Here is a 22,196-nt window from a genome sequence, read left to right as displayed (position 1 = left end):
GTGCCCAGAGAGAACGCGGAGTTCGCACTGCCCCGGTCGCGCGCGGCGAACGAGCGGCTGCACGCCCTGGTCCCCGGCGGCGCGCACACCTACGCCAAGGGTGACGACCAGTACCCGGAGGGGCTCGCGCCGGTCATCAGCCACGGCCGCGGCGCCCATGTGTGGGACGTCGACGGCAACCGGTACGTCGAGTACGGCTCCGGCCTGCGGTCGGTGAGTCTCGGCCACGCCCACCCGCGGGTGACCGAGGCGGTGCGGCGGGAGGTGGAACGGGGCGGGAACTTCGTCCGCCCGTCCGTCGTGGAGGTCGAGGCCGCGGAACGCTTCCTGGCCACGGTACCGACGGCCGAGATGGTGAAGTTCGCGAAGAACGGCTCCGACGCCACCACGGCGGCGGTGCGTCTCGCCCGCGCCGCCACCAAACGCGCCCGGGTGGCGGTCTGCGCCGACCATCCGTTCTTCTCCACCGACGACTGGTTCATCGGCACCACGCCGATGTCGGCGGGCGTCCCGGCGGCGGCCACCGACCTCACCGTGACGTTTCCCTACGGCGACCTGTCCGCCACCGGGGAGCTGCTCGCCCGGTACGAGGGCGAGATCGCCTGCCTGATCCTGGAGCCGGCCACCCAGACCGAGCCTCCCCCGGGGTACCTGGCGGGCCTGCGCGAACTGGCCGACCGGCACGGCTGCGTCCTGGTCTTCGACGAGATGATCACCGGCTTCCGCTGGTCCGAGGCGGGCGCCCAGGGGCTCTACGGCGTCGTCCCCGACCTCTCCACCTTCGGGAAGGCGCTCGGCAACGGCTTCGCCGTCGCCGCGCTGGCCGGCCGCCGCGCGCTGATGGAGCGGGGCGGGCTGCGCCACTCCGGCGACCGCGTCTTCCTGCTGTCCACCACGCACGGCGCGGAGACCCACGCGCTGGCCGCCGCCATGGCCGTGCAGACCACGTACGCCGAGGAGGGGGTCACCGCGCGACTGCACGCCCTCGGCGAGCGGCTGGCCGCCGGCGTCCGCGAGGCCGCCGCGGCCATGGACGTCGCCGACCACGTGCTCGTACGCGGCCGGGCCAGCAACCTCGTCTACGCCACCCTCGACGAACACCGGCGGCCCTCGCAGGAGTACCGCACCCTCTTCCTGCGCCGGCTCCTCGCGGGCGGGGTGCTGGCACCGTCGTTCGTGGTGAGCGACGCGCTCGACGAGACCGACATCGACCACACCGTCGACGTGGTGGCGCAGGCGTGCGCGGTGTACCGGAAAGCGCTCGACGCGGGCGATCCCACGCCGTGGACGGGCGGACGGCCGGTGAAGCCCGTGTTCCGACGGCGGGCGTGACACCGCGTCGGCGGGCTGGGGGGCCGGTGGCCGGTGGCTGTGACGCGCGGGGGGAGGCGTGTGGTGCGCGCGGTGCGTGTGGCGCTCGCGGTGCCGACCGGTGGGCCTGTTGCCGGCCGGCCGGTCAGCCGGCCGGTCAGCCGGTCGGTGTGCGGGCGGGCCGGCCGGCGGCGCGCTCGGCCGCCCGGTCGATCAGCCACGCCGTCGCCGGCACCACCGCGAGCGCGGTGCACCAGCCGCCGAGCGTGTCGGTCGGATAGTGGGCGCTCAGGGCGACCTGCGCCCAGCCCATGACGGCACCGGCGACCAGCGCCGCGGAGAGCACGAGGAGGGCGCCGGCCGCACGGCCGAGCCGGCGCGCCGCGAGCAGCGCCGGCACCAGGGCGAACGCGGTGAGGAAGGCGGTGTGTCCGCTCGGGTAGGACAGGTACCCCTCGTGGATGGTGCGCCCCACCAGGGGTTTGAGCAGCTTGGTCGCCCCCACGGTCAGGCCGGTGCCGGCGACGGCGAGCACCGCCGCGCGCGGGCGCCGGAGGACCAGGCAGAGGGCCACGGCGGCCAGGACCAGCACCGCCGCCCCGGCCGGCTCCCCCAGGAAGTCCACGGCCAGCGCGGCCCGTCGCCAGCGCGGCACGGTGCCGGCGACGGCCGCCCCGATCCGGGCGTCCACCGTGCCGGACCCGCCGGCGCCGGCGTACCGGACCCCGATGAGGACGACCGCCGACGCGGCGAGGGCCGCCGCCGGCCCGAGCCACACGCGGGTCGACGGGGGCAGCAGCGCCGGCGTGTTCGTGATCTCGGCTCCTCGGGGCGGAGGGAGGAGCGCGGCCCCTCGCGCGACAGGGCGCGCGGGCCGCGCACGGCGTTCGCCACCCTAGCGGCCCGGGGTCGCCGGACGGGGCGGCTCCAGCCCTCTCCGTCCCCGAGGGGTCACTTCCGGTCGGCCCCGTACCCGTGGGGCTCCTTCCCGCCGTGACCGTCCTCCAGGAGGGCGCAGACGAAGCGCTCCTCGGTCGCGCGCAGGCGGACCTGGAGCGCGGGGTCGAGGGGGACCTGGCTGGTGACGGAGACGGTCACGGTGCGCCGCCCGTCGCGGGTGGCGGCGGCGAACTGGGTGTAGCCGGGGGTGTTCCCGGTGTGGCCGAGGACCGTGCCGCAGCGGGTGGTGTACCGGAAGATCCCGAGTCCGGCCGCGTTCGCTCCGGGTCCGGCGGGCTGGGACTCGCCGGGGACGAACCGGGTCTGGGCGTGCCGGGTCTTCGGGGAGAGCAGGGCGGGGCCGGCGTACCCGCCGAAGAAGGCGCCCAGGTCGGCCGGGGTGGAGACGATGCCGCCCGAGGCCCACGCGCCGGAGGCGCTGACCGCCTCGCTGACGTCCTCGGGCGCTTCGCCGGGGGCGGTGCCGTAGCCGTGGAGGAAGGGGCGGGGCAGCCGGAAGCCGGAGGGAAGGCTCGTGTCGCGGAGGTCGAGCGGGCGGTACACGAGTTCCTTCAGGAGGTCCTCGTAGCGCCGTCCGGTGGCCTGTTCGGCCATCAGGGCGACGGCGATGTTGTCCGAGTTGGAGTACGCGTACCGGCTGCCGGGCGGGAAGGCGAGGGGCTCGCCCGCGGCGAACTCCAGCAGGCGCCGGGAGTCGAAGCGGTGCCGCGGATCGGCGCGGACGATCGCCTGGAACCGCGCGGTCCTGCTGTAGTCGGGCAGGCCGCTGGTGTGCTGGAGGAGCTGGCGGAGCGTCACCGCGTGCCACGCCTCCGGCAGGTGGGGCAGGCGCTGCCCCAGGGTGTCGCCCAGTTCGAGCGCGCCGCGGTCCACCAGGCTCAGGGCGACGGCCCCGCTGAACGCCTTGGCCACGCTGGCGATCCGCATGTGGTCGTGGATGCGGGGCGGCCGGCCGGTGCCGACCTCGGCGGTACCGGCCCGGTAGACCCGCGGGACGCCGTCCCGGGTGAGGACGGCGATGGCTCCGGGCGGTCCGCCGGGCGCCGCGACGAGGTCGGCGAGGGCGCGCCGCAGCTCCCGGTCCGAGGTTCCGCCGGCCGGGGCGGCGACGGGGGTGGCGTGCGCGAGGGCGGGGGCGGTCAGCGCGGCGGCGAGGAGCAGCGCGGTGACGGTGGCCCGGCGCGGCCGGTGCGGGTGCGGGGCGGAACGGGGCATGCGGGACCTCCTGGACGGGCCGGCGACCGGATGCGCCGGCCCGTCCAGCTTCCGCGCACAGCCCCGCCGCCGCCGGTCCGGGCGAGCCGTCCTGCGCCACCCGGCGGTGCGGAACCCCCCGGCGGGATGCTCCGCCGCCGGCGCCGGCTGGGCCGATCGGGTCCGGCCCAGCCCTCTGCCGCCGCGTCGGTCAGGAGGCGGGCAGGGTCTCGTCCGGCTCGGCTCCGAGGACGGTCCGCACGTGATGCTCGACGGGCGGCACGAGCGCCTCGGTGGCGACGGCGAGGAGCGGGGCCGGCACCTCGCCGTGCCGCAGGGCCGTGACGTACGCGGCGGCCTGGCCGTGGGTGAGCGCCGGCACGCTCCGGCGCAGGGCGCGCATCGCGTGCACCCGCCCCCGTGCGTCCGTCTGCGCCCGGACCTCGTCGTGGAGGTCGTCCACGGCGGTCCGTGCGGCCTCCCCGCGGATCCGGGCCCGATAGTCCGCCTCCCACGCGCCGGTCTTCGCGGCGACGACACCGATCTGGTGCAGGCTTCCGTCGACGCGGTCGACGAGGTACGGGCCGTTCCCCACCAGCGCCGAACCCGGGTCGCGGCTGCGCAGGTACTCCTCGGTCGTCCAGCACACGATCCACACCAGCTCGTGGCGTCGCACGCTCGACACGGCCATGCGCAGGGGAGTCAGCCCGAGCGCGGACTCTCTTCGGTGGTCGCGAGCGAGCTCTTCCTCGACCGTGCGCACCGCGGCATCCCGTTCGATCATCCGGTCAGCATGCCGTACGGGCGCTGCGGCCGCCGCGCCCCGCTTCCGACCCGTCCGGCCCAGGGGCGGCGCCCGCCGCACGAACGGTCCGGAGGGCAGTGCCGTGCGAGGGACGGGCGGTGCCTCGCCCTGAGCGGTCAGGGGCGAGGCGGCGGCTTTCCGTTCAGGGGGTCAGCACGTGACCCAGTAGCCCGGGGAGGTCTCCTTGAGCGTGCTGGTGACCAGGACGTTCCACAGGCCCAGGTTCTGCCCCGAGCCGTTGGCGTAGGTGTAGCCGCCGGACTGGTGGGCCCGTCCTGCCTGGGTGTGGGCGTAGTTGCTGGCCGTGACGCAGACCGGGGCGGCTCCGGTGGTGGTGGCGGAGACGGCGGCGCTCCTCGCGCCGGCCGTGCCGGAGGCGTCGGTGGCGGAGACGGCGTAACCGTAGGTCGTGCCCGCGGTCAGGCCGCTGTCCGTGTAGGTGGTGGCGGTGACCGGGGCGGTGTTCACCTTGGTGCCGTCGCGGTAGACGTCGTAGGAGGCCGCGCCCGGGACGGCGTTCCAGGTCAGCGCGGCGCTGGTGGCCGTCGTGGCGGCGGTCAGGCCCGTGGGGGCGGGCAGGGTCGGGGTGGTGCTCGTGCCGCCGGCGCCGAGTGCCTCGGCCATGTTCATCACCGCCGTCATCTGCGGGCCGCTCTTCTGGGCGTAGTCGGCGGACTTGTAACCCCACCAGTCCCAGCAGCCCCGGGGGTTGCCCGTCATGGTGGTGGCCTGCGGGTAGAGGACGATCATGTCGTTGGTGTCGGCGTACTCGTTGAGGTACGCCTTGTCCATGAGCGCGTCGCCGACCAGGCCGAAGTACTGGTAGCAGCCGTGCAGGGCGACCATCAGCGTGCAGGAGGCGCCGTTCTGGCACGACTGCGGGACGTAGGCGAAGCCCTGGTCGCCCATGCTGATCGCGCTCGGGCTGCCGCCGGGGGTGTACGCGCCCTGGCCGAACTGGACGAGCTTTCCGGTCGGCGCCACGGAGCCGGCGGGCTTCACGCTGCCCAGGAGGTGGGTCAGCATCTCCTTCACCGGGTCGCCGCCGCAGTTGTTGATGTAGGGCGAGCTGGTGGAGGTGCACGCGTTCGGGCCGATCGGACTGACCCAGGCGTGTCCCGACGCCGACGTCCTGTTGTAGACCACGTCGGACCCGAGATCGCGGTAGTAGGTGGCGAGGTCGTCGTTCACGGCCTGCTTGACGGTGGTGTCGTTGGTGCCGTGGAACAGCCAGACCTTGTCACCCGCCAGGTTGGCGACGGGGTCCACCTTGCCCGCCGTGGCGCGGTCCCGGGTCAGCTGCTCCAGCTGGGCCGGGGTCTTGCGGGCCATGAGGGTGTCCATGCACCCGTACAGGGCCGTGTTGAGGTTGTTCTGCGCACAGTCGTAGGGGCCCGCCGAGAAGATCCCCGCGCCCTTGAACACGCCGGAGTAGGCGACGTGCAGCTGGTTGGCCATGAACCCGCCGGACGAGAGGCCGCTCACGTACGTCGCGCTGATGTCGTACCGCTGCAGCGAACCGGTCGTCGGCGGAGGGACGGCGGCGGTCGCACCGCCGGGCGTCGAGGCGGCGATGCCGACGGCCGCGAGGGCGGCCACGAGGAGCTGTCTGATCTTCATTCGCGTCTCCAGGAGGGGGTGGGGGGATGCGGACATCCTGGGGACCGCAGGGGATCCCGGCCCACATGTCGTCGCACCACTTCCACGGCTCCGGATGTGGCGCGCCCTGCCATAGGAACGGAGGGATCCGGCCGTCGATCCGGGCCAACTCCCCTTGCGGGTGCTCTACCTTGGGACCTCCACCCCCTCCAGGGAGATCACCGCATGGACCACGACGCACTCCGCGCACGGCGGCCGGTCGCCGCCACGCGCGCGGCACGCCGGGTCCGTGCCGACCGGACACCGAAGGGCTGACCCCGACCGTGGAACAGCTGACGGGGGAGGACCCCGCGCACATAGGCCCGTACCGCCTGATCGCCCGTCTCGGCGCGGGCGGGATGGGCCTGGTCTATCTGGGCCGCTCCGACCTGGGGCGTACGGTCGCCGTCAAGGTCGTCCAGGCCGAACACGCGCAGCACGCCGAGTTCCGCCGGCGGTTCGCCCGCGAGGTGGCCGCGGCCCGGCGGGTGGGCGGGGCGTGGACGGCCGACGTCCTGGACGCCGACACCGAGGCCGCCGTGCCGTGGGTGGCGACCCAGTACATCCCCGGGCCCGATCTGACCACCGTCGTGGCCGAGGACCACGGCCCCCTGCCCGAGCGGTCGGTCCGCACCCTCGCCAACCGCCTCGCGCTCGCCCTCCAGGCGGTGCACGAGGCCGGTCTGATCCACCGCGACCTCAAGCCGTCCAATGTCCTGGTCACCGTGGACGGGCCCCGCGTCATCGACTTCGGCATCGCGCGGGCGATGGACGGCCTGGCCGGGGACAGCCTGCACACCCGCACCGGCATGCTGATCGGCTCGCCCGGCTTCATGTCGCCGGAGCAGGTGCGCGGCCTCGAACTCACCCCCGCGTCCGACGTGTTCTGTCTGGGCGCGCTTCTCGTGTACGCCTCCACCGGGCGCCTCCTCTTCGGCGCCGCGGACACCGGACTGAACGCCCATCTGTTCCGCGTCGCCGAGGAGGAGGCGGACCTGACCGGGGTTCCGGACTCGCTCGTCGCGCTGGTCCGCGCCTGTCTGCACAAGGATCCGGCGAAGCGGCCCACGCCGGGCGAGGTGGCCTCGCTCACGGCGGACGGCGGGTCCGACGCGGCCGACGAGTGGCTGCCGGGGGCCGTGCTCGCCCAGCTCGGCCGCCGCGCCGCCCATCTGCTGGACTACACCCCCGCCGCACCCGCCGGCGCCTCGGGGGCCGGGCCGGCCGCCGCTCCGCCCGCGTACGTCCCGACGGCCCCCGCTCGGGCCGGCGCCGCCCCCGGCTTCGGCCCGCCGCCCGGGTCCTGGGACGCCCCCGCCACCCCCGCCTCCGTCCCCGGCCCGGAGGTCCCCCGTCCCCGGCGCTGGTGGGGCCTGATCGCCCTCGCCCTGGCTCAGCTGCTCGTACTGTTCGACGCGGCGTTCACCAACATGGCGATGCTGTGGAGGGACGCCGACGGAGATCTGGGACTGCCCGTCGACGGCGTGAAGGTCTCGTCCACGGTCTACCTGGACATGATGCCCCTCGCCTACCTGCTGGCCTTCGTCTGTCTCCTGCTGTGCGGTGCCCGGATCGCGGAACGCCTGGGCCGCAGACGGACGTTGATGCTGGGCCTGGCGGGCTTCGCGGCGGCCGCCGCACTCGGGGGCACGGCGCCGTCGGCGGACGTGTGGACCGCGGCCCGCGCCCTCCAGGGCGCCTTCGCCGCACTCGTCTCGTCGTCCGCCGCCCTCCTGGTGTCCCCCTCGTTCCCCGACCCGCGGGAACGCCGCAGGGCGTTCGGCCTGTACACCGTGATCGCGGGCGCCGGCCCGGCGCTCGGCCTGCTGGCCGGCTGGCTGCTCCCCCTGAGCCTGAGCTGGCGCTGGTGCCTGTACGCCGGAGTCCCCCTCGCCCTGATCGCCCTGGCCGGGGCGGCGGCCCTGGTGCACGACCGCCCCGGCCGCACGCGCGTCCGCTTCGACGGGCGCGCGGTGCTGCTCGGCGCCGCCGGCGTCGCCGCGATCAGCGGAGCGGTCCCGCACTTCACCGGCGATGAGGTCCTGCTCCCGGCCGCCGGCATCCTCCTGGCGGCCTACGTGCACCACCGGACCAGGACGACCGGCACCCCTGCCCCACCGTCCGGGACCGAACTCCCCGCACCCGCGGGCCCCTTCCTGGCGACGGCCCTGGCCAACGTCGGCGTCGTCGCCCTGCTCGCCGCCGTCGGCCACCTCCAGTTCTGAAGCGTGCCGGGGAAGGCGGACCGTCGGCCGGCCGAGCCGGCGGACGAAACGCGCTTCCCCCGTGCGGTGGCCTGAGAGATGATCCCCGCAGTCCCGGCGGGAGGAGACGGTCATGGGCCATCACGGGCCGAGGTTGGTGCTCCTGTGCGGTCTGCCGGGCGCCGGCAAGACCACGGTGGCCAGGAGACTGGAACAGGAGCTGTCCGCCGTGCGGCTGTGCCCGGACGAATGGCTGGCGGGACTGGGGCTCGACCTCCTCGACGGCGACGCGCGGGAGCGGGTCGAGCGGTGCCTGTGGCGTCACGCGCGGGCACTGCTGGCATCCGGCGCTGTCGTGATCATGGAGAACGGTTTCTGGGAGCGGGCGGAGCGCGACGAGAAGCGGCTCCGGGCCCGCGCGCTGGGCGCCGCCGTCGAGCTGTGGTACCTCCGCGTGCCGATGGAGGAGCTGGAGCGCCGCATCGCCCTGCGCAACCACGAGCCGGGCTCCGTCGTGCTGACGGCCGGCCTCCTCAGGAGCTGCCAGACCCGGTTCGAGCCTCCGACACAAGCGGAGCTCGACCTGTTCGACACGCCCCTGCTGTAGGCCGTCTCCTTCGGCGAGGGCCGCGGCCGGCGGTGCCGCCCGGGGGCACCGTGCCGCGAGTCGTCCCTCCCTCAGGGTGGCGCCATGTCACTGGGTCGCGTCGTCCTCCTGTCCGGTCGTCCGATCCGGCTCACCGAGCTGCGGATGTCCTCGACCTACGCGGGGCTGCTGGAGGGCTACCCCTGCAAGCGCGTCAACGACCGCAAGGTCGCGTGGCTCCGGAGGGACGCCGCACGCGCCTTCCCCTCGTGGCCGGTCCATCTCGTGCCGCCCACCCTCGCATACCCGGACCGCGCCCCCGGCGGCCTCGGCCCCGTCGAGGTGCTGCCGTCCGTGGCCTGCGTCGGTGTCTTCGACTCCCAGCCGCTCGACCCGTCGATGGACGGCTCCACCCTCGTGGTCGCGTGGTTCCAGCCGGCACCGGACGTGCCGGACGGCGAGCATGCCGACGAGGGGCTGCGCGGCCTCGCGTGGGAGGAACTGGCCCAGGACTACGAGCTGTAGCGACAGGCGGCGAGGACGCCGGCGCTCCGGTCAGGGGAGATCACCACACGACCGCCACCGCCGTGACGGCTACGGCTCCTCGGTCGCCCCGCCCTCCTCGTCCGGGTAGCGGCCCGCGGGCCAGTCGGCGAAGAGGGTGTGCTCGACCTCCCGTCGCGCAGGCGCCTCCCCGGTCGCCGCCCGGACGACCGTCGCCGCCGCGTAACCGACGAGGACCCGGTCGTCGAAGCCCTCGGCACCGGCGTACGGCGCGACGGCGACATGGACGAGGGCGTCGTCGGGCACGTCCTTCAGCACCTCGCGCAACCGCCCCACCGTCCAGACGACCGGCAGGTGCTCGTACTCCGCTCCGCTCTCTCCCATACGCGGAGGCTACCGCCCGTCCTCCCGCCGCCTGCCGCGTGGCCGGTCCCGGGACCGGCCAGGTGCCGGCGGGCATCCCGGGGCCGCGTCGAATTCCGGTGGATCGCCGGTCTCGCGCGCGGCACAATCCTCGGGTGTCCGGGGCGAGAAGGAGTTTGGTTGGACGTGTTCGCGTGTGCCGGGTGCGGCACGGAGCTGACGGCGCCGGTGTCCCGGGTCGCCCTTCCCGTGCACACGTACCACGGGGGCTGGGAGGAGCTGCACCCTCCGCTGATGGAGCCGTCCACGTACGCCGTGGAGCCGGCGCCAGGCGGGTCTCCGGAAGCGGGCGGGGAACCGGCCGCCCGGCAGGACGTGGACGCCCCTGATCCCTCCGGCTCGATCGGGCCCCGGGTCCGGGTCGTCATCGCCCCCGGTGACTCGCGGTCCATGAGTCTCATCCTCGACAGGTGTGAGGGCTACTGCCGGGGCGTGAACGGCCACGACGGCCCGAATCTGGCGTGCGACGGGTGCGGACGGCCCGTGGCGACCCGCGTGGACGACTGCGGCGCCTGGCAGACGGTGTGGCTGGCACGGGGCGCGTTCGTCCGCCGCCCCTCGGGACTCCCGGCCGGACCTCCCCCCGGATGGGACGACCTCGCCCGCGCCGAGCACCGTGTGCCGCCCGTCGAACCCGACGGCACGTGGAGCCGCCGCTGGGAGGCCGCCGTCGGGGTCGCGCTGGCCCACCTCGTGGTCGCCTCCGGGGGCCGTCCGGTGACCCTGCCCGCCGGACCCGCGGCCGACCTGCTGGGTCACGCCGTCGGGCAGTACCTCCCGGCCGGGCCCGACCCCCGGTCCACGGCGCTGGCCGGCCCGGCGGTCCCCCTGCCCCGGCCGCGCCCGGACATCCTCCTCGTCCCCCGCCACCCGCTCACGGGGGCACCGTGGCGTCCGCCCGGTGACGAGGGGCCCGTGGTTCCGGTGGACAGCGGGGTCTGGGCGTACCTCGTCCACCCGGGCGAGACCTCGCCGATGCCCGTGACCGGTGTCCTCCCGAAGGGCGTCCTGCGGGACGACTACCCGGTCCCGCCCCACCCCAGCTGCCTGCTGACGGCCCATCACCACGCCTTCGAGCACACCCTGGACGAGCTGCCCGACGTGCCCGGCCTCCGGCGGGACGCCTACCGGAGGACCTACGGCTGACGTCCCTCCGGCACGGGGCCGGCGCACGACGCGCGTGCGGTCCCGTCGAGACGGGGCGGGACCCAGGCGTGGTGCCGCAGGATCATGCGCGTCGCGTGCGCGACCCCGAGCTGCGCGAACTCCTCGCCCCCCGCGAGAACGCGGGCCGCGAGGCCGTGCGCCTGTTTCTCGCCGCCGACGGGGTCCCGGACGCCGAGAACCGTACGCACACCCTGCTGGACCTGTGTCGACGGACTGGTCTTCGACCGCCTCGTGACCGGCGGCGACGTACCGCGCGAAGCCCTGGAGGGGCTGGTCGCCGCCGCCCTGCGCGAGGCCCCTGAAGTGCGGGACGCCCCCGCGGACCGGTAGGGGTCAGGCCGGGTCAGCCGAGACCCTGGTGGCCGGCCCACAGGGTCCCGGCACGGTCGGCGGCCTCGGAGACCAGGGCCGCCAGTTCGGGCTTGTCGGGGACGGGGAACGAGACGTACGCGCCCCGGCCGCCCGCGACCGGCCGGCCGTACGCCTTCACGGCGAGACGACCGTCCGGGAGGAGCCGGACGTTGAGGGTGGTCAGGGTGAACGTCTCCTCGCGGCGGGTGTCCGTCCAGCGGAGCGCCTCCGGGATCGTGACGTTGATCGCGAGAGCACTCACTTCCAGGTCGCTGCTCATGCCCGGATCCTCTCACGCGGGCCCCCGCGGGACGCCGCGCCCGCGCGGGAGTCCCGGGCCGGCGCCGGGAGCAGAACTCCGCCTCCAGGGCCGGCGACAGAGCGGACCCGACACAGAGGGGGTCGGGCACAGGGGGGACCGGGCAAGGACTCCGGCAGCTACGCGGGGCGGCCCCCGAACTCCCAGTTGTGCACCTCGATCTCGGCGTACCGGCCGGGCGTCAGGACGGCGCGTGCCGCGTCCGGGTCCGCCGCGCGGACCAGCGCCGCCGTGCCCACCCAGGTGGTGCCGTCGTCGGACAGCAGCGGCCCGTAGGCGATCAGCTCGTCCGGCTCGCCCGGCAGCACGCCGTCAGCGGCCTCCCCGCCGCCCAGCCCGAGCACCAGGTAGCGGTTCCCGCCGTCCCGCCCGCCGGGGAACTCCCCCATGGTGCGGCCCAGCAGGTTGTGCCACCGCCGCAGCAGTACGTCCCGGTACGCGCCCGCCTGGTAGTTCGGCTCGTCGAAGGCGAACGCGCGGGCCGCCGCGGGGTCGGGCACATCGACGATGTGCACGCTCCCCGTGAGGGTCTCCCCGTCGTCGGCGAAGGTCGGCCCCCGGGCGATCAGCGCTTCCGCGTACCCGTCCATGTACGCCCAGTGCTCCTGGGCCAGCTCGTAGCGCAGCGGCAGCGAGCCGACCCGGTCCCGGTGGTAACAGAGAAACTCCATGCCCGAACGATCTCTTCGCGAGGGTGTCCCCGTCGAGCGGGTTTTCGCGGGGCGGGCCCGCGAGGCGCATCCGCCGGGGGCCGGTCCGGAGGTCGGTCCGGAGGTCAGTCCGGAGGTCGGTCCGGAGGTCAGTCCGGGGGTCGGTCTCCGGAGGTCAGTCCTCGTCCTCAGGGAGGTGGTAGTAGACGGTCCCCGACCACCAGGGGCCGTGCTCGGTGGCCTCCGACGCGATCACCACGTCCTGGATCCCGGCGGGGCCCAACGCCTCGACGGAGTCCGCCAACCGCCGCAGGAGCGCGGGCACGCTGTCGCAGCCGGGGCCCGCGGGGTTGGCCTGGGAGAAGTGGCGCACCGTCCAGTGCGCGGGGGTTTCCGTCACCGACCGATCGTAGGACGTTCCGTCATGGTCCGGCACGGCACCACCGTCCCGTCAGGCGTCCCAGGCACGGGGGCGGTCCAGCCGCTCCCATTCCGGGCGCAGCAGCGAGAACACGGCGAGGTCGTGGCGGCGGCCCCGATGGAGACAGGCGGAGCGGCTGACGCCTTCGCGCACGAAACCGGACTTGGCGAGGACGGCGAGCGCGGGCGCGTTGTCGGTGTGGGTCTCCGCCGTCAGCCGGTACATCGGGAGTTCGCCGAACGCCAGGTCCACCAGGGCGTCGAGGGCGGCGGTGCCATGGCCGAGCCCTCGGTACCCGGCCGCGAGGATCAGCTCGACCTGGGCGGCGCCGTCGACGATGTTCTGCCCGGTCAGCGCCACATGGCCGATGGCGGTGCCGTCGGGGAGGACGACGAGGAAGTCGTCGCGATCGTCGTCGTCGATGTAGCGCTCGACGCGTTCGCGCAGGGCGGTGAGCGGGCGCGGCCAGACCCCCAGATGGTGGGCGGTCACGGGGTCGGAGCGCCAGCTGTGCAGGAGCTCGGCGTCGTCCGTGTCGAGCGCGGCGAGGGCGACGGACCCGGCCCGCCAGGAGAGCTGCCTCCCGGCGCCTCCTCCGTCCGCGTCCGCTCCCTCGTAGGCGTCCTCGTCTCCGCGCTCGTCCTCTCGTTCGTACGCGTCGCCCGCGATCCGCATGTCCTCGGTCATGGGCGGATGCTACGAGCGCCGCCGGACCGGGGACCACTGGTTTTCCCGCCCGGACCGGCGGCATCGCGCGGTGCGGGTACGGCCCTCGGACCGGTCCGAGGGCGCGTCACTCCGCGCCGGTGCGTTCGGGCAGTCCCCAGAAGGACCCGTGCAGGCCGACTCCGGCGAAGTAGGCCGCGGCGGACGCGGGGTCGCGGCGGATGTAGCCGGGGTCCAGGCGTCCGGTGTACCAGTCGCTCGCGAAGTGCCACAGGGTCGCGAGGTCCATGACGGCACCGCGTTCCCGGCCGACCCTCCGGAGCCATGCGTCGACACAGCGCGTGGAGCAGAAGAGGCGCTGGTTGGCGCAGGTGTGCACGACGTCGTCCCAGGCCCTGTCCATCGGGGTGAGGAAATGGGCGACCTGGTCGCCCGCCGGGGGTGCGTCCCGGCCGACGACCCAGGCGTGCGGGGTGTCGCAGGACGGGCAGCGGGTGGCGACGAGGACGTCGGGCTCGTCCGTGAGCAGGTGCGGCATGGCGAACGAGTCCCATGCGCAGCCGCCCCACCACAGGGTGCGCGCGCCCATGACGGAGAACCCGAGCGGCACGGACGCGAAGGGGTGCGCCATCACGATCCGGTCGTGGTCCCGGGGGTCGAGGACCAGGTCACGGCGTTCGTGGAGGGTACGCAGGGCGTCGCGCGCCCGGCCGGGGGCGAGTCCGGTGAGGGCGGCGAGTTCCGGCACGTCCGGCGCGTGCCCGGTGCGGGCGAATCCGCGGTACACGGCCACCCGGACCCTCTCCGTGGCGTCGGGGTCGGAGGCCGCGGTCGAGCGGTTCTCGGTCGTCATCGCTGTGGTTCCTTCACTGGGGCCGCGGCTGGTGCCGCCGCTGGTGCTGGTGGTGGTCGTACTGGTGCCGGCTCCGGTGCCGGGGCGATGGTGCTGTTGGCGCTGGTGCTGTCGTCCAGCCTGCTCCGCGCACCGGTCCGGGGGCTTGAACGCTCGTGCGGGAGAATGGGGGCATGACGTCATCCGCGGAGCGCGCGGCCTACTGGCGGGCCCCCGGGCTCGCGCTGGAGGCCATGGACGCGCGCTTCGAGCGGTACGCGTATCCGCTGCACGCCCATGACACGTACTCCTTCGGCGTCACCGACGACGGCGCGCAGTCGTTCGTGTGCCGGGGCGGCCGGCACGTCAGCGCGGCCGGACTGGTCATGGCGTTCAACCCGGACGAGCCCCACGACGGACGGTCGGCCGTCCACGACGGCTACCGCTACCGGATGCTGCACCTCGGCGAGGATCTCGTACGGGACGTGCTCGCCGACGCGGCACCGGGCGCCGGCGGACTGCCGTTGTTCGCCGCCCCGGTCGTGGACGACCCGGCCCTCGCGGGCGCCGTCGCGGACCTGCACACCGCGGTCGCCGGGAACGCGCCGCGCCTGGTCGTCGAGGAACGTGTCACCACCGCCGTACTCACCCTGAGCCGCCACGCGTCGACGAGGCCCGCGCCGCTGCCGGACGGGCCCACCCGCGTGGACCTGGCAGCCCTGGAGCGCGCCCGCCGGCTGCTGCGGCGCCGCTTCGCCGACAACGTCTCCGCCGACGACCTGGCGCGGGCGGCCGGCTGCAGCCGCTTCGCCCTCTACCGGGGCTTCCGTGCCGCGTACGGCTTCGCCCCCAGCGACTACCAGCGCGATCTGCGGCTCCGCCGGGCCCGCGCGCTCCTGGCCGAGGGCACGTCACCGGCCTCGGCGGCGGCCGAGGCGGGCTTCGCCGACCAGGCCCATCTCACCCGCTGGTTCACCCGCACGTACGGCATCACCCCGGCGGCCTACCGCACCGCGTGACCTGCGCCGTACGGGATCCCCGCCACGCCCAGGCGGAGCGTTCACTCGCACATCATTGCAATGCAACGGCATATGCCGTTGCATCAGCCTTGCATTCATTGCAATGAAATCCCTGCCCCTACCTGCTATTTCACTGGCATGACGCAACTTCCCTGTTGCCAAGGAATGGAAAGCAACGTAGCTTTTCCCATGTCGGAAACAGTGAACATCACGCCGCAGGAGCAGACATCATGCAGACCTTCGCCACCACCGCCCCGATCACCACCGTCGTCGACATCCCCGCGGGCCACCTCCGCTTCCTCGCCGACGACCGTGCCGACGCCACCGTCGACGTGCGTCCCGCCGACGCCACCAAGAGCCGCGACGTCAGGGCGGCCGAGGAGACGACCGTCGCCTTCGCCGACGGCGTGCTGCGGATCTCGGCCCCCCGCACCAAGAACCAGCTCTTCGGCCAGACCGGTTTCGTCGAGGTCACCGTCCAGCTGCCCGCGGGGTCCGCCGTCGAGGCCAAGGCCGCCGCGGCCGACCTGCGCACCGCCGGACGCCTCGGCGACGTCACCTTCGACAGCGCCCAGGGCCCCGTGAACCTCGACGAGGCCGCGAGCGCCCGCATCGCCCTCCAGGACGGCCACATCACGGTCGGCCGCGTGCACGGCTCCGCCGAACTCACCACCGCCCGCGGCGACCTGACGATCGCGGAGGCCACCGCCGGCACCGTCACCCTCACCACCCAGGCCGGCTCCATCTCCGTCGGCACCGCCCCCGGCGTCTCCGCCACCCTCGACGCCGGCACCACCCTCGGCCGCGTCCAGAACTCCCTCCGCAACTCCGACGGCGCCGCCGCCGCCCTCACCATCCGTGCCACCACCGCCCTGGGCGACATCACCGCCCACGGCAACTGACCACCGCACCCCGCCGGCTCACCGTCCGGCCCCCCTCCGGCCGACGGTCCGTCCGCCCGCCGTATATGGGTGCGCGCAGGTCAGACCCTGTGACTAGAGTGCGGCTGCACGTCAAGACCCGCCCCGAGCACGTCGGGGCGGATGAAGGATGCAGGGGTGGGTCTCATGAGGATGCGCGGCGGCGTCGCCATGGCGGGGGTTCTGCTGGCCACGGGCGCCTTGGCCGGCTGTGGAGCCGGTGGGGCGGTGAGCGCCGTCGATGACGCTGCCGGAGAGGCGGGTGACACGCTCTCGGCACTGGCCAGGTCCGCGTCGAGGACCGACGAGGCGGGGTCGGCACAGGTCGAGATGAAGCTCAGCATGCCGGGCGCGCCGAACGTCGAGATGGACGGCGTGTGGTCCTGGGGCAAGGGCATGGCCTTCGACGTCGAGATGGACGCCGCGTCGGTGGGCATGGCCGAGCTGGTCGAGGGCGAGAACATCCGGATGCTCTACGTCGACGGCGGTTACTACTACGACATCGACCCCGACCTCATGGGCGCTCCCGCCGGCGGCAAGGAGTGGATACGGGTCGACGCCGACGCCGTCGTCGGGCAGAACGCCGTCGACGTGGCCCAGAACGGCAACCCCGTGGCCGGGCTGCACTCCATCAAACTCTCCGACGACGTGGAGAGCGTCGGCGAGGAGACCGTCCTCGGCCGCGAGGCGACCCACTACTCCGCGACGCTCGACAAGGACGACATCGGCCGCGGCGCGGAGCTCCTCGCTCAGTCGGAGAAGAACACGCTGTTGCGCCAGCTCACCGGTGGCGACGTCTCGTCGATCGAGCTCGACATCTGGGTCGACGGGAAGGACCTTCCCGTCCGGATCGAGCAGAAGCTGGGCCCGGCGGTGGTGTCGATCGACTTCACCTCGTTCGGCAGGACGAAGAAGATCCTCGCTCCCCCGGCCTCCGAGACCACGGACATGACCGAGCTGATCAAGCAGCAGCAGGATGAGGAGGAGGAGGCCGCCGCCGGCAGCGGCCAGGGCTGATCTCCGCGGCGGCCCGACGACCGGACCACACGCACGCACGCACGCACGCACGCGGCCACACCGCCCTGACCTGCGGAAAGTAACGGTTCTCTCCTCCTGTGCCAACTGATGGGTGAGAGACTGCAGATCCGCACAGGAGGTCCCGCGTGCAGAGACCCACGCACGAACCCGGACGGAGCCGAACTCCGTTCAGCGACGTGTACGAGGCGCACTTCGACGCCATCTTCGGCTTCGTCACCCGCAGAACCGCCGACCGGCACCTGGCCGCCGACCTGACCGCCGACGTCTTCGTGGCCGCGCTGGAGGCGTACGACGGCTACGACAGCCGGCGCGGCACGCATCTGGTGTGGCTGTACGGGATCGCCCGCAACACGCTGGCCTCGTACGCCCGCCACGCGGCCCGTGAGCGGGAGGCGGTGGCCACCCTGAGCGGCCGCCGGCTGCTGGACGACGAGGACCTGCAGCGCTTCGAGGAGCGCATCGACGCCGAGCGCGAGGCCAGAGACCTGCTCGCCCGGCACGCCGTCCTGTCCGAACCGCTGCGCGCGGTGATCGACCTGGTCGCCGTCGACGGCCTGACCACCAAGGAGGCCGCGTCGGTCCTCCGGATCTCCCAGGCGACCGCGCGCGTCCGTCTGCATCGCGCCCGCGCCGCGCTGCGCGCCGGGCGCACCGCCCCGACCGGCACCTACACCATCCCGCTCGCGGAGGCCACCCGATGAACACTCCCACCGGATTCAAGCAGCGGCTCGGAGCGGAGCTGGCCGTCCTGGAGCGGGCGCGGGCCGAGCGGGCCTCCGAGGAGACGTCCCGGCACGGCACACCGGGAGCCACCCGCCGCGTCTGGTCGCGGCCCGGCGTACGGCGGACCACCTGGGTGGCCCTGGCCACCGGCGTGGTCGCCGCGTCCGTCGTGGTCTCCAGCGGACACGGCGTGCCGACCCGGCCCGTGCACACCCTGACGGTCGCCCAGGTCCTGGACGCCGCCGCGGTCGCCGCCTCGAAGGGCCCGGACAAGGAGCCCCGCCCGCACCAGTGGGTGTACACCGACACGGTGAACTGCACGCCCGGCTGCGGGCACCTCCCTTCCTGGGTCCGGTACGACGGCGCCAAGGGCGCGATGGTCGGGAAGACGTTCGAGACCGGTGACCGCACCGTCGTCGCCGTGACCGATCGCGTGCTCGTGCCGCCGGGGAAGCTCGGAAGCCATCCGCGCGAGACCCGCGAGGTCCTGTCCCGGCTGCCCACCGACCCCCGCGAACTGCTGGAGCGGGTGAGCAAGGACCCCTTCTTCGCCGGCGGAATGGACCCGAGCGAGAAGCCCACCGGCGGCAAGGGGCTGTTGCACAACTTCGACCGGGAGATCCCCCCGGCCGTCACCCCCGGCGCGCAGTTCGCCAGGATCCTCCACATCCTGCAGGGCGCACCGAACATCCCGCCCCGGATCAACGCCGCGCTCTACCGCGCGCTGGCGCTGATTCCCGGGGTCGAGCTGGTCGGCACTCCGATGCGGGACGCGGCCGGCAGGCCCGGGCTCACCCTCGCGTTCGACTTCGGCGACCGGCAGCGGACGCGCGAGTACCTCTTCCTGGACCCGGACACGTACGCCTACCGCGGCGTCCGCCAGGACTGGCGCGGGGAGCGCGACTTCTCCCACTCGCACGCCCGGGTGGCGATCGGCGTCGTCGACCATCCCGGCCAGGTGCCCGGCGGGCCCGCCCCGGACCCCGCGAACGTCGTGCAGCAGAAGCCCCCGGTCTTCGTGAAGGGCCCGCTGAAGCTGCCTCGCAAGGCGAAGCCCTGAGGACCGGCCCGGCCCCCGTCAGGGGGCCGGGCGCAGGGGGTGTACGGGCTCCGGTCCGCCCCCCTGCCGTCCGCCCCCCTGCCGTCCGGCCCGCTGTTCTCGGGCCGCCCCGGCCCCTGACGGACGAGGCGGCGGGACGCGCATTGCGGTGATGTTTCGGGATCCACCCGATGCCGCAGCGGATGTCCTAGGACCTGATCGTTTCTGCATGATGCTCTCCGCTGTGTGAACACACGTACCAGACTCGCTCTCGCGGGCGCCGTCCTGTCCGCTCTCGCCCTCGCCGCCCCGACGGCCACGGCGTACGGCCCCGCCGCCACCGGCCCGGATCCCGTCCCGGCGCCCCTCGTCACCGCCGCGAACGCGGTGCCCGGCAAGTACATCGTGACCCTCGACCCCACGGTCGACGCGGCCGAGGCGGCGAAGAAGCTGAACCTCGAACCCACGTTCGTGTACGAGAAGGCGATCAACGGGTTCGCCGTCCCCTTGACCTCCTCGCAGCTCGACATCGTGCGCACGACGCCCGGCGTGACGTCGGTCGAGGAGGACGCGGTGACGCTCGCCCCGCCCCAGCCGGCCGCCCCGGCGGGCGCGCGCAGCCCGGCCGGCTCCTGGGGGCTGGACCGGATCGACCAGTGGAACCTGCCGCTCGACAACGACTTCACCACCCAGGGCAGCGGCGCCGGCGTGACGGCGTACATCCTCGACACCGGCCTCGACTACGCCCACGACGAGTTCGGCGGGCGCGCCTCGTCCGGCTTCGACGCGATGGGCGACGGGCGGGCCGGACAGGACTGCAACGGCCACGGCACGCACGTCGCGGGCACCGTGGCCGGCAAGACGTACGGCGTCGCCCGCAAGGCGAGCCTCGTGAGCGTCCGCGTCCTCGGCTGCGACGGCCGCGGCTCGTACTCGGGGATGATCGCCGGCCTCGACTGGGTGGCCCGGAACGCCCGGCAGCCGGCGGTCCTGAACGGCTCCCTCGGCGGCGACAGGTCCACGGCCCTCAACAACGCCACCACGGCCCTGCGCGCCGCAGGCGTCCTGCCCGTCATCGCGGCCGGCAACGACGCGAAGGACGCCTGCACCGTCTCGCCGGCCTCGGCGACGGGCACGGTCACCGTCGCCGCCTCCAACCCGTGGGACGAGGAGGCGTCCTTCTCCAACTACGGCCGGTGCGTCGAGCTGTACGCCCCCGGCCAGGACATCGTGTCGGCCAAGCTGGGCGGCGGAGCCGTCGCCCTGAACGGCACGTCCATGGCCGCCCCGCACGTGGCCGGCGTCGCCGCGCTCTACAAGGCCGAACACCCCACGGCCACCCCGTCCGAGGTCGCCGAATGGCTCGACGACCAGTCGACGAAGGACCTCCTGACCAACGTCAGCCCCAACACCCCCAACAAGCTGCTCTACACGGGCGGACTGTAGTCACGACCCCGTCGGCACCCTGACGCCGGCGACCCACCCCACCCCCGGGGCCCAGGCCGACCGCCTGGGCCCCGGCGGCCGTCCGCCCGGCTCCTCGACGAGCGCCTCCGCGTCGTCGCGCGTGAAGCCGCCGGAGATCCGTGTCCCGTGGCCGGGCAGGGGATCGTGACCGGGGAGGCGCGCCGTCAGGAGTGGATCGGTACGGGCCCGCACAGATGGTTCCCCGGCTCGGCCGGGTCGTCGCTGATCCAGAACTGGATCCACAGTTCCGTGAACTCGGGACGGCTGAGGAACCCGTCCCCGTCCTGGTCGAGCCGGTCGAAGACGTCGGCGATGTCGACGGCCTCGCCGTGCCACGTCTCGACCAGCCGCCGGTGCTCGGCGGGCGAGATCCGGCCGTCGCCGTTCTCGTCGACGGCGTCGAAGACGGTCTCGGCGGTCGCCGCGACGACCTCGCGCATCGTGGGCAGCCGGTCCACCATGGCGAGGATCTCGTCCAGGTCGACCCTGCCGTCCCCGTCCGTGTCCACATGGGCGGCGAGATGGTCCCACCAGCCCAGCATGACCGTGTCCACGCGCGCGGCCAGCTCCGATCCCGGACGCACGCGGGGCAGCCCCCTCCAGCGTTCCGCGAGGGCCTGGAAGTCGCGCCGGTCGAGGTAGCCGTTGTCGTCGGCGTCGAACGCGCGGAACATGTTGATGAGCTTGACGCGCTGGAACTCACTCGCCACAGCATGCCTTTCTGTCCGGTTGACCCGGCGATCCTTCCCGCGAACGGCCCCGCCTCCCGCGACGCCCACCGGCGCGCGGATGCGCGCCGGCCCCGCGACCGCGCTCCCGGGCGCCCCACGCGCCTTGTTCGACCCCCGGGATCACCCCAGGTGCCCGCCACCCGCACGGGGAACGGCGCCGCCGGCCCGGCACCGACCTCACGCACGCCGCCTCTCCCCTGCCGGACACGACCGGTCTCCGGGAACGAACGCCCGGCAGGAAATCCGTTGTCGGGCGGGCGCCGCGCTCGCATGCTTCCCCTGTGACCACTCATCACCTCTTCCCCGAAGCCACCGTCACCCTGCGCGTCGGCGTGCGTGATCTGCGGCCCGGAGACCTTCCGGCGTGCACCTGGTCGGGCTCCGCCACCCACCTGCGCCACGTGGAACGGGAGCTGGCCCGCGCCGCCGCGGGCGAGGTGGACTACCTGGCCGTCTGCACCCCCGCCGACCTGCCGGTGGCGATCGGCGGCGTCGACTACCGGGCCACCGAGGGCGCCGGCACCCTGTGGCAACTCGCCGTCCTGCCGGCCCTGCAGTCCTGCGGCCTGGGCACGCTGCTCGTCCAGAGCGCCGAACGACGCATCCGGGCCCGCGGCCTGCACAGGGCCGAACTCGCCGTGGAGGAGGACAATCCCCGGGCTCGCGCCCTGTACGAACGCCTGGGCTACGTCGCGTACGACCGCGCTCCGGACGCCTGGGACGAGGAGGACCCCGACGGCGCGATCCGCCGCCACGAGACGATGTGCGTGCTCATGAGGAAGAACCTCTGACGCCTTCTACGACGACTGGAACATTTACCGGTCCTCTTCGGTCCAGCCGGTGCGGGACGCCGCCGGCATGGGTGAGGACTTCGGCTTCGACGATCCCGCCGAGACGCGCCGCCGCTTCCCGCGACTCAGCGCGCTCCACCTCCCGGAGCCCGCACCCTGAACCGCCGCACGACGAAGGCATCGGTGGGGAGGGGCGGCCCGCGGGGCCCGGTCCGTCACCTCGGTCCCGTCACCTCGGCCCGGTCCTCCTCCGGGCCACCACACACCGGGCAGTCCCATTCGTCAAGCGAGTCGATGGCCACGGGGTGGTCGCAGAAGACGCAGGGGCGCGTGTCCTCGTCGACCGGCTCCTGCACACGCGCGCGCTCATTCATGACGGACAGGGTGCCAGACGGCCGTGAAAAGGAGCCGCGCGGTCCGGGGCGGAGCTGACAGCA

General features: G+C 74.0%; 24 protein-coding genes and 1 pseudogene. 13 read left to right on the top strand and 12 right to left on the bottom strand.

Annotated elements, in window-relative coordinates; translation table 11 throughout:
• On the top strand, positions 1-1,332 hold the full coding sequence (locus ACFVU3_RS11365) for a glutamate-1-semialdehyde 2,1-aminomutase (RefSeq protein ID WP_390065626.1): 1,332 nt from the start codon (positions 1-3) through the stop codon (positions 1,330-1,332).
• Positions 1,333-1,468: 136 nt separating this feature from the next.
• Here ACFVU3_RS11365 and ACFVU3_RS11360 read toward each other — a convergent pair whose 3' ends face one another.
• The 4 genes from ACFVU3_RS11360 to ACFVU3_RS11345 all read right to left on the bottom strand — a co-directional run bounded on the left by ACFVU3_RS11360 (position 1,469) and on the right by ACFVU3_RS11345 (position 5,890).
• Positions 1,469-2,089, bottom strand: a complete 621-nt coding sequence (locus ACFVU3_RS11360) for a phosphatase PAP2 family protein (RefSeq protein WP_390065625.1) — start codon at positions 2,087-2,089, stop codon at positions 1,469-1,471.
• A gap of 173 nt (positions 2,090-2,262) precedes the next feature.
• Positions 2,263-3,486: a serine hydrolase domain-containing protein gene (locus tag ACFVU3_RS11355; RefSeq protein WP_390065624.1), complete on the bottom strand. Its 1,224-nt coding sequence runs from the start codon at positions 3,484-3,486 to the stop codon at positions 2,263-2,265.
• A gap of 190 nt (positions 3,487-3,676) precedes the next feature.
• Positions 3,677-4,249 (bottom strand): YrhB domain-containing protein, encoded by a 573-nt coding sequence (locus ACFVU3_RS11350; protein WP_390065623.1) that lies wholly within the window; start codon positions 4,247-4,249, stop codon positions 3,677-3,679.
• Between the two features lie 171 nt (positions 4,250-4,420).
• Positions 4,421-5,890: a poly(3-hydroxybutyrate) depolymerase gene (locus ACFVU3_RS11345; RefSeq protein ID WP_390065622.1), complete on the bottom strand. Its 1,470-nt coding sequence runs from the start codon at positions 5,888-5,890 to the stop codon at positions 4,421-4,423.
• A gap of 302 nt (positions 5,891-6,192) precedes the next feature.
• On the opposite strand from ACFVU3_RS11345, the gene ACFVU3_RS11340 reads away from it, so the two are divergent.
• From ACFVU3_RS11340 to ACFVU3_RS11330, 3 genes are all read left to right on the top strand, one after another.
• A complete protein-coding gene (locus ACFVU3_RS11340) occupies positions 6,193-8,133 on the top strand; it encodes an MFS transporter (protein ID WP_390065621.1) in 1,941 nt (646 codons plus the stop codon).
• A gap of 112 nt (positions 8,134-8,245) precedes the next feature.
• Positions 8,246-8,719 (top strand): AAA family ATPase, encoded by a 474-nt coding sequence (locus ACFVU3_RS11335; RefSeq protein ID WP_390065620.1) that lies wholly within the window; start codon positions 8,246-8,248, stop codon positions 8,717-8,719.
• A gap of 84 nt (positions 8,720-8,803) precedes the next feature.
• Positions 8,804-9,223, top strand: a complete 420-nt coding sequence (locus ACFVU3_RS11330) for a hypothetical protein (protein WP_390065619.1) — start codon at positions 8,804-8,806, stop codon at positions 9,221-9,223.
• A 69-nt stretch (positions 9,224-9,292) separates the two neighbouring features.
• Here the strand turns inward: ACFVU3_RS11330 and ACFVU3_RS11325 are convergent, their stop codons facing one another.
• Complete coding sequence (locus ACFVU3_RS11325; RefSeq protein ID WP_390065618.1) at positions 9,293-9,586, bottom strand: DUF6225 family protein; 294 nt, start codon at positions 9,584-9,586, stop codon at positions 9,293-9,295.
• Positions 9,587-9,751: 165 nt separating this feature from the next.
• Here ACFVU3_RS11325 and ACFVU3_RS11320 point away from each other — a divergent pair, with 165 nt between their 5' ends.
• Together ACFVU3_RS11320 and ACFVU3_RS11315 are read left to right on the top strand one after the other, a co-directional pair.
• A complete protein-coding gene (locus ACFVU3_RS11320) occupies positions 9,752-10,771 on the top strand; it encodes a hypothetical protein (RefSeq protein WP_390065750.1) in 1,020 nt (339 codons plus the stop codon).
• A gap of 95 nt (positions 10,772-10,866) precedes the next feature.
• A pseudogene (locus ACFVU3_RS11315) lies at positions 10,867-11,122 on the top strand (TetR family transcriptional regulator C-terminal domain-containing protein); the annotation flags it as partial.
• A 13-nt stretch (positions 11,123-11,135) separates the two neighbouring features.
• Here ACFVU3_RS11315 and ACFVU3_RS11310 read toward each other — a convergent pair.
• From ACFVU3_RS11310 to merB, 5 genes are all read right to left on the bottom strand, one after another.
• Positions 11,136-11,423 (bottom strand): hypothetical protein, encoded by a 288-nt coding sequence (locus ACFVU3_RS11310; protein ID WP_390065617.1) that lies wholly within the window; start codon positions 11,421-11,423, stop codon positions 11,136-11,138.
• Positions 11,424-11,581: 158 nt separating this feature from the next.
• On the bottom strand, positions 11,582-12,133 hold the full coding sequence (locus ACFVU3_RS11305; RefSeq protein WP_390065616.1) for a YciI family protein: 552 nt from the start codon (positions 12,131-12,133) through the stop codon (positions 11,582-11,584).
• A 154-nt stretch (positions 12,134-12,287) separates the two neighbouring features.
• Positions 12,288-12,512 (bottom strand): hypothetical protein, encoded by a 225-nt coding sequence (locus tag ACFVU3_RS11300; protein WP_390065615.1) that lies wholly within the window; start codon positions 12,510-12,512, stop codon positions 12,288-12,290.
• A gap of 51 nt (positions 12,513-12,563) precedes the next feature.
• A complete protein-coding gene (locus tag ACFVU3_RS11295) occupies positions 12,564-13,220 on the bottom strand; it encodes a GNAT family N-acetyltransferase (RefSeq protein WP_390065614.1) in 657 nt (218 codons plus the stop codon).
• A 106-nt stretch (positions 13,221-13,326) separates the two neighbouring features.
• Entirely contained in the window at positions 13,327-14,052 is a 726-nt protein-coding gene (gene merB, locus ACFVU3_RS11290; protein WP_390065613.1) for an organomercurial lyase, read from the bottom strand.
• 173 nt (positions 14,053-14,225) lie between these two features.
• Between merB and ACFVU3_RS11285 the strand changes: the two genes are divergently transcribed.
• From ACFVU3_RS11285 to ACFVU3_RS11260, 6 genes are all read left to right on the top strand, one after another.
• Entirely contained in the window at positions 14,226-15,050 is an 825-nt protein-coding gene (locus tag ACFVU3_RS11285; RefSeq protein ID WP_390065612.1) for an AraC family ligand binding domain-containing protein, read from the top strand.
• Positions 15,051-15,280: 230 nt separating this feature from the next.
• Complete coding sequence (locus ACFVU3_RS11280; protein WP_390065611.1) at positions 15,281-15,952, top strand: DUF4097 family beta strand repeat-containing protein; 672 nt, start codon at positions 15,281-15,283, stop codon at positions 15,950-15,952.
• A 246-nt stretch (positions 15,953-16,198) separates the two neighbouring features.
• A complete protein-coding gene (locus ACFVU3_RS11275; RefSeq protein WP_390065610.1) occupies positions 16,199-16,987 on the top strand; it encodes a hypothetical protein in 789 nt (262 codons plus the stop codon).
• Between the two features lie 146 nt (positions 16,988-17,133).
• A complete protein-coding gene (locus ACFVU3_RS11270) occupies positions 17,134-17,709 on the top strand; it encodes an RNA polymerase sigma factor (RefSeq protein ID WP_390065609.1) in 576 nt (191 codons plus the stop codon).
• On the top strand, positions 17,706-18,791 hold the full coding sequence (locus ACFVU3_RS11265; protein WP_390065608.1) for a CU044_5270 family protein: 1,086 nt from the start codon (positions 17,706-17,708) through the stop codon (positions 18,789-18,791). The genes ACFVU3_RS11270 and ACFVU3_RS11265 overlap by 4 nt, the downstream gene beginning before the upstream one ends.
• 225 nt (positions 18,792-19,016) lie before the next feature.
• Entirely contained in the window at positions 19,017-20,216 is a 1,200-nt protein-coding gene (locus ACFVU3_RS11260; RefSeq protein WP_390065607.1) for a S8 family peptidase, read from the top strand.
• Between the two features lie 185 nt (positions 20,217-20,401).
• Here ACFVU3_RS11260 and ACFVU3_RS11255 read toward each other — a convergent pair whose 3' ends face one another.
• Positions 20,402-20,947, bottom strand: coding sequence for an EF-hand domain-containing protein (locus ACFVU3_RS11255; RefSeq protein WP_390065606.1), 546 nt, complete (start codon positions 20,945-20,947; stop codon positions 20,402-20,404).
• A gap of 302 nt (positions 20,948-21,249) precedes the next feature.
• Between ACFVU3_RS11255 and ACFVU3_RS11250 the strand changes: the two genes are divergently transcribed.
• On the top strand, positions 21,250-21,759 hold the full coding sequence (locus ACFVU3_RS11250; RefSeq protein ID WP_390065605.1) for a GNAT family N-acetyltransferase: 510 nt from the start codon (positions 21,250-21,252) through the stop codon (positions 21,757-21,759).
• A 215-nt stretch (positions 21,760-21,974) separates the two neighbouring features.
• Here the strand turns inward: ACFVU3_RS11250 and ACFVU3_RS11245 are convergent, their stop codons facing one another.
• Entirely contained in the window at positions 21,975-22,133 is a 159-nt protein-coding gene (locus tag ACFVU3_RS11245) for a hypothetical protein (protein ID WP_390065604.1), read from the bottom strand.
• Positions 22,134-22,196: the final 63 nt, after the last annotated feature.

Source organism: Streptomyces sp. NPDC058052 (genome assembly GCF_042885515.1).
Classification (GTDB): domain Bacteria; phylum Actinomycetota; class Actinomycetes; order Streptomycetales; family Streptomycetaceae; genus Streptomyces.
The sequence above is the reverse complement of the archived record's forward strand: the minus strand, read 5'-3'. Positions and strand labels throughout refer to the sequence as shown.

Coding starts and splice junctions, on each gene's coding strand:
- ACFVU3_RS11355 (WP_390065624.1), bottom strand. CDS start 3,486: ATGCCCCGTTCCGCCCCGCACCCGCACCGGCCGCGCCGGGCCACCGTC.
- ACFVU3_RS11350 (WP_390065623.1), bottom strand. CDS start 4,249: ATGATCGAACGGGATGCCGCGGTGCGCACGGTCGAGGAAGAGCTCGCT.
- ACFVU3_RS11345 (WP_390065622.1), bottom strand. CDS start 5,890: ATGAAGATCAGACAGCTCCTCGTGGCCGCCCTCGCGGCCGTCGGCATC.
- ACFVU3_RS11335 (WP_390065620.1), top strand. CDS start 8,246: ATGGGCCATCACGGGCCGAGGTTGGTGCTCCTGTGCGGTCTGCCGGGC.
- ACFVU3_RS11330 (WP_390065619.1), top strand. CDS start 8,804: ATGTCACTGGGTCGCGTCGTCCTCCTGTCCGGTCGTCCGATCCGGCTC.
- ACFVU3_RS11325 (WP_390065618.1), bottom strand. CDS start 9,586: ATGGGAGAGAGCGGAGCGGAGTACGAGCACCTGCCGGTCGTCTGGACG.
- ACFVU3_RS11310 (WP_390065617.1), bottom strand. CDS start 11,423: ATGAGCAGCGACCTGGAAGTGAGTGCTCTCGCGATCAACGTCACGATC.
- ACFVU3_RS11305 (WP_390065616.1), bottom strand. CDS start 12,133: ATGGAGTTTCTCTGTTACCACCGGGACCGGGTCGGCTCGCTGCCGCTG.
- ACFVU3_RS11295 (WP_390065614.1), bottom strand. CDS start 13,220: ATGACCGAGGACATGCGGATCGCGGGCGACGCGTACGAACGAGAGGAC.
- merB (WP_390065613.1), bottom strand. CDS start 14,052: ATGACGACCGAGAACCGCTCGACCGCGGCCTCCGACCCCGACGCCACG.
- ACFVU3_RS11285 (WP_390065612.1), top strand. CDS start 14,226: ATGACGTCATCCGCGGAGCGCGCGGCCTACTGGCGGGCCCCCGGGCTC.
- ACFVU3_RS11280 (WP_390065611.1), top strand. CDS start 15,281: ATGCAGACCTTCGCCACCACCGCCCCGATCACCACCGTCGTCGACATC.
- ACFVU3_RS11265 (WP_390065608.1), top strand. CDS start 17,706: ATGAACACTCCCACCGGATTCAAGCAGCGGCTCGGAGCGGAGCTGGCC.
- ACFVU3_RS11245 (WP_390065604.1), bottom strand. CDS start 22,133: ATGAATGAGCGCGCGCGTGTGCAGGAGCCGGTCGACGAGGACACGCGC.